Annotated in this window: 15 protein-coding genes; 8 read left to right on the forward strand and 7 right to left on the reverse strand. The window is 71.7% G+C overall.

Going from position 1 to position 16,644, the window contains the following annotated elements; all coding sequences use genetic code 11:
• Nucleotides 1-53: 53 nt before the first annotated feature.
• The 4 genes from KTR66_RS14110 to KTR66_RS14125 all read left to right on the forward strand — a co-directional run bounded on the left by KTR66_RS14110 (nucleotide 54) and on the right by KTR66_RS14125 (nucleotide 2,809).
• The gene (locus tag KTR66_RS14110; protein ID WP_213613441.1) at nucleotides 54-407 is read left to right on the forward strand and encodes a hypothetical protein; all 354 of its coding nucleotides are present in this window, start codon (nucleotides 54-56) and stop codon (nucleotides 405-407) included.
• Between the two features lie 85 nt (nucleotides 408-492).
• Entirely contained in the window at nucleotides 493-1,551 is a 1,059-nt protein-coding gene (locus KTR66_RS14115; protein ID WP_213613443.1) for a hypothetical protein, read from the forward strand.
• 2 nt (nucleotides 1,552-1,553) lie between these two features.
• Nucleotides 1,554-2,219, forward strand: coding sequence for a C39 family peptidase (locus tag KTR66_RS14120; protein ID WP_213613445.1), 666 nt, complete (start codon nucleotides 1,554-1,556; stop codon nucleotides 2,217-2,219).
• Entirely contained in the window at nucleotides 2,219-2,809 is a 591-nt protein-coding gene (locus tag KTR66_RS14125) for a hypothetical protein (protein WP_213613447.1), read from the forward strand. Before KTR66_RS14120 ends, KTR66_RS14125 begins: the two co-directional genes overlap by 1 nt.
• Here the strand turns inward: KTR66_RS14125 and KTR66_RS14130 are convergent.
• Entirely contained in the window at nucleotides 2,778-3,761 is a 984-nt protein-coding gene (locus KTR66_RS14130) for a tripartite tricarboxylate transporter substrate binding protein BugD (protein ID WP_213613449.1), read from the reverse strand. The two genes, KTR66_RS14125 and KTR66_RS14130, sit on opposite strands and share 32 nt — an antisense overlap.
• 157 nt (nucleotides 3,762-3,918) lie before the next feature.
• On the opposite strand from KTR66_RS14130, the gene KTR66_RS14135 reads away from it, so the two are divergent.
• Nucleotides 3,919-5,082: a tetratricopeptide repeat protein gene (locus KTR66_RS14135; RefSeq protein WP_213613451.1), complete on the forward strand. Its 1,164-nt coding sequence runs from the start codon at nucleotides 3,919-3,921 to the stop codon at nucleotides 5,080-5,082.
• A 57-nt stretch (nucleotides 5,083-5,139) separates the two neighbouring features.
• Here the strand turns inward: KTR66_RS14135 and KTR66_RS14140 are convergent, their stop codons facing one another.
• The 5 genes from KTR66_RS14140 to KTR66_RS14160 all read right to left on the reverse strand — a co-directional run bounded on the left by KTR66_RS14140 (nucleotide 5,140) and on the right by KTR66_RS14160 (nucleotide 11,763).
• Entirely contained in the window at nucleotides 5,140-5,688 is a 549-nt protein-coding gene (locus KTR66_RS14140; protein ID WP_213613452.1) for a transposase, read from the reverse strand.
• Nucleotides 5,689-5,895: 207 nt separating this feature from the next.
• Nucleotides 5,896-6,570 (reverse strand): type II CAAX prenyl endopeptidase Rce1 family protein, encoded by a 675-nt coding sequence (locus KTR66_RS14145; RefSeq protein WP_213613453.1) that lies wholly within the window; start codon nucleotides 6,568-6,570, stop codon nucleotides 5,896-5,898.
• Between the two features lie 5 nt (nucleotides 6,571-6,575).
• A complete protein-coding gene (locus tag KTR66_RS14150; RefSeq protein ID WP_213613454.1) occupies nucleotides 6,576-8,042 on the reverse strand; it encodes an MFS transporter in 1,467 nt (488 codons plus the stop codon).
• Nucleotides 8,042-8,998 (reverse strand): acetyl-CoA carboxylase carboxyltransferase subunit alpha, encoded by a 957-nt coding sequence (locus tag KTR66_RS14155; RefSeq protein ID WP_213613456.1) that lies wholly within the window; start codon nucleotides 8,996-8,998, stop codon nucleotides 8,042-8,044. Before KTR66_RS14155 ends, KTR66_RS14150 begins: the two co-directional genes overlap by 1 nt.
• Before the next feature lie 56 nt (nucleotides 8,999-9,054).
• Nucleotides 9,055-11,763 carry a calcium-binding protein gene (locus KTR66_RS14160; protein WP_213613459.1) on the reverse strand — a complete coding sequence of 903 codons (2,709 nt, stop codon included), beginning with the start codon at nucleotides 11,761-11,763 and terminating at the stop codon, nucleotides 9,055-9,057.
• A gap of 179 nt (nucleotides 11,764-11,942) precedes the next feature.
• On the opposite strand from KTR66_RS14160, the gene KTR66_RS14165 reads away from it, so the two are divergent.
• Together KTR66_RS14165 and KTR66_RS14170 are read left to right on the forward strand one after the other, a co-directional pair.
• Nucleotides 11,943-13,145, forward strand: coding sequence for a pyridoxal phosphate-dependent aminotransferase (locus tag KTR66_RS14165; RefSeq protein ID WP_213613461.1), 1,203 nt, complete (start codon nucleotides 11,943-11,945; stop codon nucleotides 13,143-13,145).
• Nucleotides 13,146-13,201: 56 nt separating this feature from the next.
• Nucleotides 13,202-14,182: an N-acetyltransferase gene (locus tag KTR66_RS14170; protein ID WP_249732113.1), complete on the forward strand. Its 981-nt coding sequence runs from the start codon at nucleotides 13,202-13,204 to the stop codon at nucleotides 14,180-14,182.
• Here KTR66_RS14170 and KTR66_RS14175 read toward each other — a convergent pair.
• The gene (locus KTR66_RS14175) at nucleotides 14,179-16,113 is read right to left on the reverse strand and encodes a methyl-accepting chemotaxis protein (RefSeq protein WP_213613465.1); all 1,935 of its coding nucleotides are present in this window, start codon (nucleotides 16,111-16,113) and stop codon (nucleotides 14,179-14,181) included. The genes KTR66_RS14170 and KTR66_RS14175 overlap by 4 nt on opposite strands.
• A 153-nt stretch (nucleotides 16,114-16,266) precedes the next feature.
• Here KTR66_RS14175 and KTR66_RS14180 point away from each other — a divergent pair, with 153 nt between their 5' ends.
• A complete protein-coding gene (locus tag KTR66_RS14180) occupies nucleotides 16,267-16,632 on the forward strand; it encodes a hypothetical protein (protein WP_213613466.1) in 366 nt (121 codons plus the stop codon).
• Nucleotides 16,633-16,644: the final 12 nt, after the last annotated feature.

Below are 16,644 nucleotides of genomic sequence, written 5' to 3' on the forward strand. Positions count from 1 at the left end.
GTCTTAAGCCGGCCTCGATAGCGTGAGGGACCCCCAAAAAAGGACGGTCCCTCATGATGCTCACCCGCTTCTCCCGACTTTGGCTCGCGGCCAGCCTGGCCCTCGCCGCCCTGCTCCAGACGCCCGCCTGGGCCGATCGCAGCCCGATCTTCGGGGGGGCGGCCATCGAAGCCATCTCGCAGGAGGCCGCGCGGGACATCACGGCGCGGGGTGAGCTCGCCAACTACTTTGGCGGATTGGCCGTCTCCTTCTCCTACAGCGCCTACGTCTTTGCCTTCTATGCCCGCTACTACTCGGCGAGCGGCTCCTGGATGGAGCAGTCCTACTACTCGGCGGCCGCGTGGTACGCCTACTACGCGCATCTCTACAGCGCCTGGGCAGCCGCCTATTCCGCGGCCGGCATGTAGCCGCCCCATGCCATCGCGCCGACAGGATGTCCGGCCCCGCATCGCCAAGAGGGCAGTCCTTCCCGCCGCGCTCCTTCTCGGGAGCGTGGCCTTTCCCGCCATCGCCCAATCCGACGGTGACCGCGCCGCGCTGACGGAACGCATCCGCCTGCTGGAGCAGCGGCTGGAGCAGCTGGAGCGCGCCCCGCAGCGCCCGCCCCGCCCGGCGCCCAGCCGGACCGCCGCCACAGCGCCGATCGCCGCCACGCCAGCCCCCGCCCCGCCGCCCGCGCCAGCCCCGGCCGAAGCCCCCGCCCGCCTGCGCGACCCGCGCGAGGAGGAAATCCCGCAGGAGGCCTTCGTCTTCCGCGACCAGGCCGTGACGCTGCGCCCCGGCAAGGTCGAGCTCTCCCTCGACCTCGGCTATCTGCGGGACCGCCGCACCGTCTCCTCCGACCGCAGCGGCTCCGCCGTGCTGACCGGCCGCGTCGGCCTGCTCGACGGCGTCGAGGCCTCCGTCACCCTGCCCTTCTTCATCGCCACCCGCTCCTTCGAGTTCTCGCCCACCTTCGTGACCGATCGCGAGACGCGGGCCATGGGCGACGTGACGGCGCAGGTGAACATCCGCGGCTGGGGCGAGCGCGAATATCGCCCCGGCGCCGTCTTCACCGCGGCCCTCGTGACACCCACCGGCCCCTCGCCCTTCGTGAGCCCCGAGCAGGGCATCACACCGCAGCAGGTGCCGGTGGACATCACCCAGTTCGTCTCCACCCGCGCCGCCTGGGCGCTGCGCGGCGGCGTGCAGCTCTTCAAGACGGTGGATCCGCTCGTGCTCTTCGGGGGTGTCGCCTATGAGTACGCCTTCCCGGTCGAGCAGTCGGGCATCACCTTCCGGCCGGGCTGGCGCATCAACTACAATGCGGGGATGAGCTTCGCGCTCAGCGACCGCTCGACGCTCGGCTTCACCTTCATCGGCAGCTACACCGCGGCGCTCCAGGCCAATTCCGTGCAGTACCGCGCCACCGCCAGCGAGGCCGCGGTCCTGCGCCTCTCCCTCGTGCAGCGCGTGGCCCCGGGCCTCTGGATCGAGCCCTCGCTCGGCATGGGCCTCGTCTCCGAAAGCCCCAATGTCCAGGTCGGTCTCGGCCTGCGTTACAGGTTCTGACGATGCGCCCCTCACGCCGCACCCTCCTCGCCCTCGCCGCCCTCGCGCCCGTCCCGGCCCGCGCGCAGGAGCCGCTGATGCGCCGCCCGCAATCCTGGCAGGCCCGGCGTTTCCAGAACGTCGTCCGCCAGGTGCTCGAATTCTCCTGCGGCAGCGCCTCCCTCGCCACGCTCCTCACTCATTACCTGGGCCGCCCCACCAGCGAGGCCGAGGTCATCGGGATGCTCATGCGCCGCTACCCGACCGAGGCCGAGTGGGCCCGCAAGCAGGAAACCGGCTTCTCCCTGGAGGATCTGATCTTCGCCGCCGGCCAGCTCGGCTTCGCCGCCCAGGCCGCCCGCATCGCCCCGCGTGAGCTGCCGCGCATCGCCGGCCCCGTCATCATCCATCTCGACAAGGGCGAGTGGGAGCATTTCTCCGTGCTGCGCGCCAGCCGCGACGGCTTCCACTACCTGGCCGACCCGATCCGCGGCCAGGTCACCATGCTGGATGACGAGTTCCGCCGCGAGTTCACCGGCGCCGTGCTCGCCGTCTGGCGCCGCGGCGAAGGCCTGCCCGGCACCTCCCCCCTTCAGGCCGTGCGCGACGGCGTCTCGGTCGAGAGCACCACCGCCCGCGCCATCCAGGGCATGGTCATGCCGCTCACCAGCTTTCCGATCCCCTATTGATGCGCGCCGCCCTTGCTCTCCCCCTGCTGCTCTGGCCGGCCCTCGCGATGGCCGACCCGCGCTGTGCGCGCTTCGGGCAGCCGAGCTACACCGCGACACGCGTCACCTCCTGGGGCAACGCGCCCCCCGCCACCGCGCAGGTCTTCCAGGCCGGGCCCAATCTGCGCCTCGAAACCCCCGCCCCGGGCGAGGCCCGCCTCGTCACGCTGATGACGCCCGGCCTCAACGCCGTCTTCACCACCAACGCCACCCCGCCCGTCGCCCTCCGCATGCCGCCACCCCCGGCCCCACCGCCCGGGCGCGAGCGGCAGGAGGCGCAGCGCGCCGGCATCCTCCTCATCCAGGAGGTCCAGGGCGTGAGCGGCCAGTGGCATGAGGTGGCGCGCCATCTCTGCCGCCGCGACGGCGTGCTGCTGGAGGCGCGCCAGCTCCAGCAGAGCCCCGAGGGGCTGATCACTCTTGAAACCCGCCAGAGCGGGATCCGCATGATTTCGGCGGACCCCGCGCTGTTCCAGGTGCCGGCCGGGTTCCGCCTCATCGAGGCCCCGGCCCAGCCCATCAGTCGGCGAACTGCCCCGCCGCCTGGATGACCGGGCGCCACCGCGCGATATCCGCCGTCCAGAAGGCCTTGTGCGCCGCCGGCGTCGCCTTCTCCTGCGGCACCGGCTCGGTGCCCAGATCCGCGAAGCGGCGGATCAGCCCGGGGTCACGCAGCGCCACCTGCAGCGCGCGCGAGAGGCGCGTCACCAGCTCCGGATTCGTCCCGCGCGGCGCATAGAGCCCGTGCCACACGCTCACCTCGAAGCCGGGCATCCCCGCCTCAGCCGCCGTGGGCAGGTCAGGCAGCGAGGAGACGCGGTTGTTCGTCGTCACCGCAAACGCCTTGATGGTGCCCGCGCGGATGTGCTCCGTCGTGTTGGTCGTCTGGTCGCACATCAGATCCACCGTGCCGGCCACCAGATCGTTCATCGCCGGGCCCGTGCCGCGATAGGGCACCGTCGTCAGCGGCACGTTCATCGCCTGCTGGAACAGCAGGCCGCAGAGGTGCGAGGCCGCGCCCACGCCCGCATTGGCCAGGTTGATCTTGTCCCGCTCGCGCCGCACCAGCGCCACCAGCTCCGCCAGGTTGTTCGCCGCGATGTTGCGCTTGGCCACGATCGTCATCGGCACTTCGGTGATCATCCCCACCGTCTCGAAGCCGTTGATCGGGTCATAGGCCAGGCGGCGATACAGCGTCGGGATCGTGCTCATGCCGATGTGGTGCACCAGCAGCGTGTAGCCATCCGGCCGGGCCTGCGCCGTGCGCTGCGCGCCCAGCGTGCCGCCCGCGCCGCCCACATTCTCGACGACCACGGACTGGCCGAGGTCACGCCCCATCGCCTCGCCCAGCAGGCGGGCCACCGTGTCCGTCGGGCCACCGGCCGCGAAGGGAACGATGATGGTGATCGGCCGGCTCGGATAGGCCTGCGCCGAAGCGAGGGCCGGGGCCGCCATGCCGGCGGCGACAAGGGCCGGCAGCTGGCGCCGGGTCAGACGGGTCATGCGATCCTCCTCAGGAGTTTCTTGGGATGGCCGTGAAGTGATGGCTTCTTCGTCATGTTCAACTTTTTTTGCAATCGGAAAGCGACTGGCCCCCCGCCCCGGGATTGTCTATCCGCCATGCATGGAACGCAGGCCCTGACGCCATGACCACCGCCCCATGACGACGGCAGAGGAACTCCTCCAGCGCGGCATCTCCCGCCACCGCGAAGGCCGCCTCGACGAGGCCGTCAGCCTCTACCGCCGCGCGCTGCGCCTCGCCCCCCACCACCCGGATGCCGAAAACCTCCTCGGCGTCGCCGCCCGCCAGAAGGGCGACCTCCCCTCGGCCCTCGCCCACGCCGCCCGCGCCGTGGCGAGCGTCCCCGACAGCCCCCTCTTCCTCGCCAACCAGGGCGCCACCCTGGCCGAGGCCGGGCGCCTGGCCGAGGCCATCGCCGCCCTCTCCCGCGCCGTCACCCTCAACCCGCAGGACGCGATCAGCCTCCGCAACCTGGGCCAGGCCCTGACCGCCGCCGGCCAGCCCGAAGCCGCCCTCGCCCCGCTCGACGCCGCCACCCGCCTGCACCCCGACGCGCCCGAGCCCTGGCTCGCCCTCGCCCACGCCGCCCGCGAGGCGAACAAGCCTGACCTCGCCCGCGCCGCCGCGCTCCGCGTGCGCGGCCGCCTGGCCGAGCAGGCGGGCTTCCTCCTCGCCGCCCTCGGCGCCGCCCCCATCCCCGACCGCGCCCCCGCCGCCTACGTCCGGGACCTCTTCGACGCCTTCGCCCCCCGCTTCGATGCCGAGCTGGAAGGCGCGCTGGCCTACCGCACCCCCGCCCTCCTCGCCGCCCTGATCACGGACCTCCCGCCCGGCCGCACCCTCGACCTCGGCTGCGGCACCGGCCTCTCCGGCCTGGCCCTCAAGCCCCACGCCACCCGGCTGGAGGGCCTCGACCTCTCCCCCCGCATGCTGGCCGAAGCCCGCGCCCGCAACCTCTACGCCGCCCTGCACGAGGCCGATCTGCTGGACTTCCTGCCGAAACACCCGGCCCGCTACGACCTCATCGCCGCCGCCGACGTGCTGAACTACCTGGGCGACCTGACGCCCGCCTTCACCGCCATCGCCACCGCCCTCAAACCCGGCGGCACCGCCCTCTTCAGCCTGGAAACCGGCACGGAGCCGGTGGCGCTGGGCGAAGGGATGCGCTTCCGCCACAACCCGGACCACGCCCTGACCCTCGCCGCCCAGGCCGGGCTGACCCTTGTGCGGCGGGAAGACGCGGTGCTGCGGCAGGAGAAGGGGCAGCCCGTGAATGGCATCCTGATCAGAGCCCACAGGTAGACCAAGGGGCTTTGCCCCCTGGACCCCCACGAGGAAGCTCGCTTCCTCGACCATCATCTATAACCAGGCCTCGCGGACCTCCCGGGGGATGCGTCTTCGGCCCCCGGCGAGGCTGTGGAGCGCCTTCAGCGCCTTGATCATGCGCAGCATGCCGGCCAGATCCTCCCGCCACCGCGCGAATTGCGCGGCGATGGGCAGGCGAAGGATGATTTCGGACAAATCCGGGTCCGGCATCATCAAGGGCGGCCCCGGCAAGGCCCGGAACAGCCCCAGCCGCCGTACCAGCGCGATCAGCGCAATGCCCCGGAGGCGAATGGCCCGCCGCGCCGCCCGGCAGATCAACCCCTCCATCTGCCGCAACACCGAACCCGGGCGCGAAGCCGCCAGCGCCACCAGCAGCCGTTCCCACACGCCCGCATGCGTCAGCCGCCGGAAATGCCGCGCCACCGAAGCGCCCTGGCCATAATGCGCCGGCAGATCCCGCCAGGGCCCCTCCGTCGCCGCCACCCGGAAGATCGCATCCATCCGCGCCCGCTGGTCACAGGGCCGCCCGCGCTGCGGCATGGGCAGATAGATGGAGAGCACCGTCCACTGCTCATCCGTCATCTTGTCATAAGGCACGAGAATCCAGGACGGCCGCCGGGGCCGAGGCCCGCGCGGATAAACCCGGGGCGCTCGGAAGATGGCGGGGAGGAGGAGGTCGAGTTCGTCGCGCATCGGGTTTTGTAGCGCAAAAAACAGAACAAAACAAGAACATTTTGCTCAGCGAGGCCGCGCGTCGGGTGCGCGATCCTCGGGCTTCGCCGCGGGCCGCTAGGCGAGCGCCGCCGCCACCGCGAACCCGAGATGCGTCCCCGCATGCGCCAGCATCGCGGCCGCCAGATCCCGCCGCGCGAAGAGCCAGCCATAGACCACGCCAAGCCCCGCATTCAGCACCAGGGTCCGCGTCAGCAGCGGCGCGTCCAGCGCGGCGCCGCTCGCCGCCAGCGCCGGCAGGTGGCCCATGGCGAAGATCAGCGCGGCCAGCGCGCAGCCCAGCCCCACCGCCGCGCGGCGCGGCAGCAGCCGGCCCAGCGCCAGCACGGCCAGGCTCATCACGCCCCAGCGCAGCATCACCTCCTCGGTCAGCCCGCCATAGAGCACGCCCAGCGGCAGCATCACCGGCTGCCAGCCCTGCACCAGGCTCGGCGGCACGCCGCCCGCCCCCTGCCAGAGGCCGCGCGTCGCGTGGTCCGCCAGCGCCACCAGCAGCCCGAGCGCCAGGCCCAGCCCCAGCTCCGCCCCGCGCGGCGCCCAACCGGCCGGCCGCAGCGCGGCGAAACCCGCGCGTGGCGCCGCCCAGCCGCCCAGCGCGGCCCCCAGCGCCAGCAGGAGCAGAGGATTCACCAGCAAGGCGGCGCGCGGCACGCCCGGAATCTCCGGCAGCACCAGCCAGAGCGCGCCCAGGCCCGTCAGCCCCGCCAGGAACACGAGGAAGGCAGCGCGCATGGCCCTCAAACCCTTCTCAGCGGCACCCGAAACGCCAGCACCGCCGCCACCCCCGTCATCACCGCCGCCCCGGCAAACATCGCCCGGAACCCGATGGCCAGCCCCTCCGCCATCACCGCGCGCTCACCCGCCGGCAGGTTCGCCAGCGCCTCCCGCCCGCCGCGCATCGCCGCCGCGAAGCGTTCGGCCACCTCCGGGTCCGCCAGCGCGAAGCCCACGAAGATCATCGCCCCCAGCACCGCCGTCCCGGCCGCCGCGCCCAAATTCCGCATGAACTGCACGGAGGCCGTCGCCACCCCCAGCCGCGCCGCCCCCGCCGCCACCTGCACCGTGGTCTGCACCGCCGGGAAGGTGCAGCCGAAGCCCAGGCTCGAAAGCGCCACCAGCCACGGGAACCACGTCAGCGAAATCCGCCCCGCGCCGAAGGCCATCACGCAGAGCACCGCCGTCGCCAGCACCAGCCCGACCGAGGGCAGCAGCATGTTCCGCCCCGTCCGCGCCAGGAAGGTGCCGCTGATCAGCGCCCCCGTCCCGCCGCCCAGGCTCATCGGCAGCAGCATGGCCCCCACGGTCGCGATCTCCACGCCCCGCACCACGCTGAGATAGAGCGGCAGGAAGGAAATCAGCGAGACCATGGTGCCCGAGACGCAGGCCGCCAGCAGGTTGGTCCGCCAGATCACCGGGTCCGTCAGCACCGGCAGCGGCAGCAGCGGGTCCGGCACCACGCGCTCCACCCGCAGCAGCGCCCAGAGCGCCAGCGCGCCGGCCGCGGCAAAGCCCGCCGCCACCGCGTAATCCGCCGGGTTCATCCGCTGCGCCCGGTCCAGCATCAGCAGCAGCAGCGCGACAAACAGCGTGAACAGCGCCGTCCCCGCCGCATCGAAGCGGAAGCTCCCGCCCGCCAGCCCGCGCTTCGGCAGCCGCCAGGCCATGGCGAACCCCACCGCGATCAGCGGCAGCCCGGCCAAAAACACCCAGCGCCAGCCGAAGCTCTGCGTCAGCCACCCGCCCGCCAGCGGCCCGGCGGCCGAGGCCCCCATGAAACACGCCACCAGATAGGCCTGGTACCGCCCCCGCTCCCGCGCCGGCACGGATTCGCCGATCAGCGCCATGGCCAGCGTCAGCAGCGCACCGCCGCCGAAGCCATGCAGCGCGCGCCCGGCCAGCAGCGCCTCGAAGCTCGGCGCCAGCCCCGCCGCCAGCATGCCCAAGCCCTGCAGCACGAAGGCGATGAACAGCATGGGCCGCCGCCCATAGGCATCCCCCAGCCGCCCGAAGATGGGGGCCGCGATCGTCGCCGCGATCAGATAGGCGACGACGACCCAGGAAATCCGCTCCACCACGCCGAATTGCGCCGCCATGGCGGGCAAGGCGGTGGCCGTGATCGTCTGGTCAATGGCGGTGACGAAGATCGCGATCGCGATCGTGGGAAAGGCCCGGAAGAACGCCCGTCTTGCTTCGAGCGGGTCCATCAGGCCACCGCGCTGCGGCCCATCTCCAGGAATTTCTCGCGCCGCCGCGCCTTGAGCGTGGCGCCGTCCAGGCTGAGCAACGGCTCCAGCGCGCCCCAAACGGCCTCGCCCACCGTTTCCATCGTGCCGCCCGGGTCGCGATGCGCGCCGCCCAGCGGCTCATTCACCACGGCGTCGATCAGCGCCAGCCGCTTCAGATCCTCGGCGGTCAGCTTCAGCGCCTCGGCCGCCGTCGCCGCCTGCGCCGCGTCCCGCCAGAGGATGGAGGCGCAGCCCTCCGGGCTGATCACCGAATAGATGGCATGTTCCAGCATCAGCACCCGGTCCGCGGCCGCCAAGGCGATCGCCCCACCCGAACCGCCCTCGCCGATGATGGTGGCCACGAAGGGCACCGGCGCGGACAACCCGGCCTCGATGGAGCGCGCGATCGCCTCCGCCTGGCCCCGCGCCTCGGCCTCGATGCCCGGAAAGGCGCCCGAAGTGTCCACGAAGGAGATGATGGGCATGCCGAAGCGCCCGGCCAGCTCCATGATGCGCCGCGCCTTGCGGTAGCCCTCGGGCTTGGCCATGCCGAAATTATGCTTCACGCGGGTCTCGGTGTCCCGCCCCTTCTCGGTGCCCAGCACCGCGACGGCCCGGCCCCGGAACCGCCCCAGCCCGCCGATCACGGCGGCGTCATCCGCAAAGGCGCGGTCGCCCGCCAGCGGCGTCCATTCCTCGATCAGCGCGCCCACATAATCCAGGCATTTCGGCCGCTCGGGGTGGCGGGCCACCTGCGCCTTCTGCCAGGGCGAGAGCTTCGCATAGGTCGCGGCCAGCAGCTTCTCGGCCTTGTCCCGGAGCTTCGAGACCTCTTCGGCCACGTCGATCCCGCCCGCATCCGTCGCACGGCGCAGCTCTTCCACCTTGCCTTCCAGCTCGGCGATGGGTTTTTCGAAATCGAGGAAGTGGCGCATGGTCGGGTGCGTCTAGCGGAAACCCGCCCCCGGGAAAACAGGGGGGCGGCGCCGCCTCAGACGATCAGCACGTCGGTGGCGAGCACCACCCGGCCGATGCCCAGCAGCGCCATGGGCCGCTCCACCTGTCCCCCGTCGCCATCCGCATCGAAGAAGAAGGCACCGGTCGCGGCATCATGGACGAACTGCGCCATCGGCCCCACGGCCGCCGGCCCGAAGGTGAACCGCGCCGGATCAAGCGCCCCGGCCGGCAGCCCGACATCCGCCGCCCGCACCCAGATCTGGTCTGTCTCGCTCACGAAATCCTCGACCGTATCCGCCGTGCCATGCAGGCCGAGCACGAAGGCATCCGCCCCCCAGCCACCAATGAGTGTGTCCTGCCCCGGGCCGCCTTCCAGCACGTCATCACCCAGCAGCCCCGAGATCCGGTCGGCCGATGCCGAGCCGATGATGGTGTCATGCCCCTGGCTGCCCTCGAAGCCGCGCATCCGCGTGAAGGTCGTGACGGCAGGCCCACCCTCCCGCCCGCCGAAGCTGCTCTGCGCCGTGCCGGTGGGCGCGCTCGCATCGATCACGAAGCCGATGAAGATCTCGCGCGCCGAGAGGGTGTTGAACCCCCCGCCGCCGTGAAAGACCGAGGCGTATTCATTGAGCAGGAAGGTCTCATTGGCCGCGGTGCCGGTAACCTCCAGGCCGCGAACGCCGGCCATCTCGGTGATCCCGCTGAAGATCACCCGCGCCCCATCCGCCGCGCGGGTGGCAAGGCCCGCCACCATGTCCACGACCCAGACGGAGCTGTCATCCACCGTCATGTCATATTCGAACAGCAGCGAGTTCCGTCCCCCACCGCCATGCGCCACCGACTGCCCACCGGTGACGATGAGCTGGTCATGGCCGTCCCCGCCCTCCAGCGTGTCATCGCCCGGGCCGCCCCGCAGCACGTCGTTCCCCGCGCCGCCCCAAAGGCTGTCATTCCCCTCCTCGCCCGCCAGATAATCGCCCAGGCGCCCGCCGCGGATCACATTAGCCTCAGCCGAGCCATAGATGAGGTTCTCGCCGTCGCCGCCGATCACGTTCTGGATATCGAAGAGCCGATCCGTCACGGGCCCGGTGAGCGTGTGCACTGTGCCGCTCCCCGCCTCCGTCGCGCCGAACTCCAGCGCCTCGCCGGTGAGGCGGATCGTCAGCGCCTCGCGCGTGGTCGCGTAGTTCACGGTGTTGACACCGGCCCCGCCCACATAGACGTCAGGGAAGGCAAGCCCGCGTCCATCGGCGAAGGTGTCATTGCCCGCGCCGCCGAACACCGTATCGGCCCCCGCTCCGGCCACGATCAGGTCATTCCCACCGCCGGCATGGATCACGTCATCGCCGCCGCGGCCCTCGATCGTATCGTCCTGCTCCCCGGCAAAGACGATGTCGCGCCGGTTGGATCCGCTGACGAAGGCCGCCGTCGCGCGGTCAAGCAGATGCAGGCCCACCGCCTCGTTCACCACCCCGTCGGGCCCGGTGAGGCGGATCACGATCGTGTAGCTGCCATTCGCCGCGTAGGTCTTCTCCAGCCCAATCTCGCTGGCCAGCCCCGTGCTGCCGCTGGTGCTGGTGCCGTCCCCCCAGGTGACGCGGAAGCTCGTCGCATCGTCCACGCCGAAGCTGAGCGAGGCGGTGCGGTTCTCCGCTATGGCGGCGGCGCGGGCGGCGATGGCGGCCGGGCTCGGGTCGCTATAGGCCCAGACCGTGGTCGGCCCGCTGACGATCAGCCCGCCGCCCGGGGTGGCCGCCCCCGCCTCGATGTTCACCGCATCGGTGAAGAAAGTGGCGAGGCTGCCGTCGCGCGAGAGGAAGCCGGGATAGGAGGTTTGGTTGGATTCGGCCGGCGTCGTCCCGCCGGGCCCGCTCAATTGGCGCGAGATGACCCGCGCCCCGCCAGGCCCGGTGAGGATCACATCGCCCAGCCCGTTGCTGTCGCCGAGTGCGGGGATGTTATCGAGCGTCCAGGAGAGCAGCCGCGTCGTCGGCACGTCCCAGCCCGACACTGGGCCGATGGCGCCCGTGAGGGTGGGGCCCGGGCGGCCATAGCCATAGAGGCCGAAGAAGGAGGGCACCTGCGGCGTGTTGGGCAGCGTCCCGATGACGTAGGAATAGCCCGCCGGGTTGACCGCCACCTCCCAGAATTCCGCGACGCCGGGGGGCACGTTCTCGAGCTGCACGCGCGCCCGCCCGCTCTCGCCCATGCTCACTTTGTTGAGCTGGGCGCCCAGCTCGAGCAGCGCGCCGGCGGGCCCCAGCGCCGGCAGCAGCGTCTGCGAGAGGTTCAACACGGTGCCCGTCACCATGTCCTTCACGTAGCCATGCACCGCGCCCGCGATGGCGCCGGGCAGGTTCTGCGCGGCGCTGACGAAGCCGACGAAGCGCCCATTCTCGGAGATGGTCGGCATGGACCAGTTGCTGGCGCCCACCCCGGTCGCCCCCGCCGCGAGGCCGCTCGCGCCATGGCCGACCACGCCCGCGGCCGTGGCGGAGACCAGCTCGACCACGCCTGTCAGCAGGTCCTTGCGGAAGATGTCCGGGGCGCCGTTATTGTCGCCGGCGACAAGGTTGGAGGCGGTGCTGAGAAACACCACATAGCGCCCGTCAGCCGAGACGTCGCCGCCCAGCGCGTCGCCGGTCGGGATGCCGTCCACGCCGACGGAGACCCTGATATGCCGTGGCCCGGTCATCGGGCCGAGGGGCGCTATGGCGACATCCGTGACGCTGGGCGAGGGCATCGGCTTGCTCCTTCTGATCCGCGCTGCGGGCTTCCGGCAAGTCGCCGCAAGCAGGCTCCGGCATGCACCGCGGGGAGGTCGAGCAAAATCTGGACAGCCGAGACGGGTCTCGCCGGGTTGGCGCGCCGGGGGGCCGGGCCTAAGCTTGGCGCCCTTGCCGCAACATCAGGACTTGCCGAATGCCCGCCCTCGCCCAACGCCTTGCCAATGTGAAGGTTTCCGCCTCCGTCGCCATGGGCGCCAAGGCGCGGGAACTGGCCGCGCAGGGCCACAAGGTCATCAGCCTCACCACCGGCGAGCCCGATTTCGACACCCCCGCCCATGCCATCGAGGCCGCGCACCAGGCCGCCCTGAAGGGCGACACCAAGTATCCCCCCCAGGGCGGCACCACCGCGATGAAGCAGGCCGTGCAGCGCAAGTTCAAGCGCGACAACGGCCTCGACTACGCGCTGGACGAGATCCTCGTCACCAATGGCGGCAAGCAGGCCATCTTCAACGCCCTGATGGCGACGGTGGACCCGGGCGATGAGGTCGTGATCCCCGCCCCCTACTGGATCAGCTACGCCGACATGGCGAAGGTGGCCGGCGGCGTGCCGGTCACCATCAACTGCCCGCAGAACAACGGCTTCAAGCTGCGCCCCGAGGATCTGGAAGCCGCCATCACCCCCAAGACCAAGTGGGTGATGCTGAACTTCCCCAACAACCCGACGGGTGCCGCCTGCTCCCGCGCCGAGATGAAGGCGCTGGCCGAAGTGCTCCTCCGCCACCCCCATGTCTGGGTGATGACGGACGACATGTATGAGCACCTCGTCTATGACGGCTTCGAATTCTGCACCATCGCCGAGGTCGAGCCCCGCCTGAAGAACCGCACGCTGACGGTGAACGGCGCGTCGAAGACCTATGCGATGACCGGCTGGCGCATCGGCTTCTGCGGCGGCCCCAAGGATCTCATCGCCGCCATGTTCAACATGCAGGGCCAGGCGACCTCGGGCGTCTCCTCCATCGGCCAGGCCGCCGCCGCCGCCGCGCTGGACGGCCCGCAGGATCTGGTGGCCGAGCGCGCGGCCGAATACCGCGAGCGCCGCAACCTCGTGGTGGACATGCTGAACCAGGCCCCCGGCATCGCCTGCCACAAGCCCGAGGGCGCCTTCTACGTCTTCCCCAACATCGCCGGCTGCCTGGGCAAGACCAGCAAGGGCGGTGCGAAGATCGAGACCGACAGCGACTTCGCCATGGCGCTGCTGACCGAGGCGCATGTGGCCGTGGTCCAGGGCGCCGCCTATGGCATGTCCCCCTATATCCGCATCAGCTACGCCACCGACATGGCGAGCCTGCGCGAGGCCTGCGGCCGCATCCAGGATTTCTGCCGCGGACTGTCCTGATGCCGTCCGATGACCGCAAGGTGCTTGCGCCTGGAGGTCTGAATCGGCCGGCCAGCATGCTCCGTGATGGCAGGGACGACGACGCGGAGACCTATATCCGCCTGATCGGCGACGCCTGGGCCGAATTCCCCGGCGTCATCTTCGATGTGGATGGCGAGCTGCCGGAGCTCCGCGCGCTCGCCACCCATTTCGCGCAGCTCGGCGGCCGCCTTTGGCTCGCCGAGGACGGGACCGGCATGGTCGCCACCCGCCCGCTGCGCGAGGACCAGGCCTGGGAAATCGGCCGCATGTATGTCGCGAAATCGGCGCGCGGCACCGGCCTCGCCCAGGCGTTGCTCGCCACCGCCGAGGCGCATGCCCGCGCGGAAGGCGCCGAGCGGATGGTCCTCTGGACCGACACCCGCTTCGAGGCCGCGCACGCCTTCTATGAGAAGGCCGGCTATGTCCGCCAGGGCGCCATCCGCATCCTGGACGACCTCTCGAAATCGCTCGAATTCCGCTACGCCAAGCCCTGCCGCGGCCTGGTCGTGGAGATGCTCGACGCCGCGGCGGCCGCCAGCGCCGAGCGCCGCCTCGCGCAGATCCTCATCGCCTGCGTGGCCGATGGCGCCAGCGTCTCCTACCTGCCGCCGCTCGCCCCCGCCAAGGCGCGCGCCTTCTGGAAGCGCGTCTCCACCGATGTCGCGCAGGGCCACCGCGTGCTGCTCGCCGCCTGGCTCGACGGCGCCCTCGCCGGCACCGTGCAGCTCGATCTCGCGACCCCCGAGAACCAGCCGCACCGCGCCGAAGTCGCGAAGCTGCTGGTGGACCCTGGCTTTCGCCGCCAGGGCGTGGGCGAGGCGCTGATGCGCCGCGCCGAACAAGCCGCGCAGCGCCTCGGCCGCCGCCTGCTGACGCTCGACACCCGCGCCGAGGACCGCGCGGCACCGCTCTACCGCCGCCTCGGCTGGCAGGAATCCGGCCGCATCCCGGGCTACGCGCTGGATGCGGATGGCGTGGCGCGCGACACGCTCTTCTTCCACAAGGTGATCGGCTAACCCGTCGCGCTGCGGACGATCCGCACCAGCGAGCCGCGGAAGCCCTCCACCGATTCGCGCGTCTGGCGCGCGCTGTCCTGCATCGCCTCGGTCCTCGCCGCCGTATCCACCGTCGTGCGGGTCAATTGACCCAGGCTCTCCGACACGGCCCGCACATCCTCCGCCGCATCCGAGACGCGCGCCGCGATCTCGCGCGTGGCGGCCGCCTGCTGTTCCACCGCCGCCGCGATGCTGGTCGCCATGCGGTCGATCTCGCCCACGGATCCTGCCATCTCCGCCACGGCGCGCACCGCGCCCTCCGTCGCCTGGCCGATCTCCTGCACCTGCTTGCCCACTTCCTCGGTCGCGCGCGCGGTCTGCGCGGCCAGGTCCTTCACCTCGCTCGCCACCACGGCGAAGCCCTTGCCGGCCTCGCCTGCGCGGGCGGATTCGATCGTCGCGTTCAACGCCAGCAGGTTGGTGCGGCCTGCGATCTCCGAGATCATCCGCACCACCTCGCCGATGCGGCCCACACCCTCGGAGAGGCCCGCGATCACGGCGCGGCTCGCATCGCCGCGCTCCGCCAGCTGGCGCGTCAGCGCATTGGCGCCGGCCAGCCGCTCCGAAATCTCGCGCACGCTGGCCGAAAGCTCCTCCGTCGCGGCGGCCACGGCCTGGGCATTGTCGAGGGAGCGGCCCGCGGCCTGCGTCGCCACCTCGCTTGCCCGCGCCGCCTCGCGCATGTGTCCGGCCATCGCCTCGGCCGTGTCGGACATGCCACCCGCGCGGGCCCGCACCTCCTCCACGGCCGAGCCCGCCTCGCGCTCCACACGCTCGGCCATCTCAGTGAGCGCCGCGCGCCGGGCCGCCTCCGCATCGGCCCTGTCACGCTCCGCTGCCGCGCGCAGCGCCGCGGTCTCGGCGAGGCCATTGCGGAAGACTTCCAAGGCGCGCGCCATGGAGCCCAGTTCATCCTTGCGCTGCAGGAAGGGAATGGCGGCCTCGAAATCGCCGCCTGCCACCTGGCCCATCGCCGCGTTGATGCCGCGCAGCGGCGGCACGATGGCGCGGATCAGCGCGATGATGCAGGCAATGCCGCCCAGGATCACCAGCGCCGAAGCCAGCAGCGCCACCCATTCGGTGGAGGCGAGCCCGGCGGCCGCCTCCGCCTGGGCCGATTGGGCCGCCGCGCCCTCAAGCCGCCGCAACTCGGCGATGGCGGCGGACATGGCATTGCCCTGCGCCCGGAAATCCACCAGCACCTCCGCGAAGCGCTGCGACTGGTTGATGATCGCCTGCGTCGCCGCCAGCCAGTCCTGGAAGCTGACGCCCACCGGCGAGGTGGCCGTGATGCCGGCGCGCCGCAGCGCCAGGGCCGCCGCCTCGCCCGCGCGCAACGCCGCGTCCCGCTGCTCGGTCTGCGGCTCGAGGCGGTAGCGCAGCGCCGCGACCCGCGCGGCCATGGCCGGCCGCTCCACCGCCTGCGCCTCCTCCGAGCTGAGGGCGCCGAGGCCGCGGAACAGCCCATCGCCCGCGCGCATCATCTCGGTTTCGGCCGCCACGCGCGCCGCCACGATCTCCTGCATCTGCCGCCAGGAATTCAGGTAGCCCACCCGCGCCGCCTGGAAGGCGGTGAGCTGCGCCCGCTGCGCCTCGCTCAGCCCCGCCTCCTGCCCGAGGCCGGTCGCGCCGCTGTCGAGCCGCGCGAGGAAGTCATCCGCCGCGCGCACCTGCGCCGGGTTCGCCCGCTGCAGCCAGATGTTGATCTGGTTGCGCGCCGAGGTGAGGTCGATCTCGAGCTGCAGCACCCTCGAAAGCCGGTCCGCCGCGCCCTGGCTGCGGCTGAAATCTGCCCCGGCGCGGCCCAGCAGGACATGCGTCGCCGCCGCGCCCAGCAGCGAGAGCAGCAGCAGCGCGCCGAGCATGAGGGAGAGGCGGCGGGAAAGCGACATGGCAAGGGGTCCCAGCTGGATCGCCACCCGGTTACAATCAGCTCATGAAGGGAGGCTTAAGCCGGACGCGCCGATCCCGCGCATCGGCACGGCCGATTGGAGCCGCCGGCGAGGGCATGGCACACCGGGCGAAACCTGGACGGAACCACCCGGATGCCCCGCACGCTTCTCGCCGCCACCCTGTTTGCCGCCAGCTTCGCGGGCGCGCTTCCCGCCGCCGCCCAGGGCATGCCCAGCTGGTGCAACGGCCAGCTCGTCGCCACGCGCATCTTCGGCGCGCGCACGAACGACCCGCGCTGGGTCAACCTGAACGTGGTGCTGCAGAACAACGGCCCCGCCATCGCGCCGATCATCGGCTTTCCGCCGGTCGAGGGCGCGCCGCCCGCGCCCACCCAGCGCTACAGCTTCGCACCGGGCCAGAGCCAGGAGATCGCCTTCGTCACCATCCCGGCCGAGATGTCGGTGCTGCCCGCCTGGTCCGCCCAGGTCGCGGTGCTGAGGCTCCGCGTCACCTGCTGAGGCGGGGCGCGA

Origin of the sequence: Roseococcus sp. SDR (assembly GCF_019083995.1) — a bacterium.
Classification (GTDB): domain Bacteria; phylum Pseudomonadota; class Alphaproteobacteria; order Acetobacterales; family Acetobacteraceae; genus Roseococcus.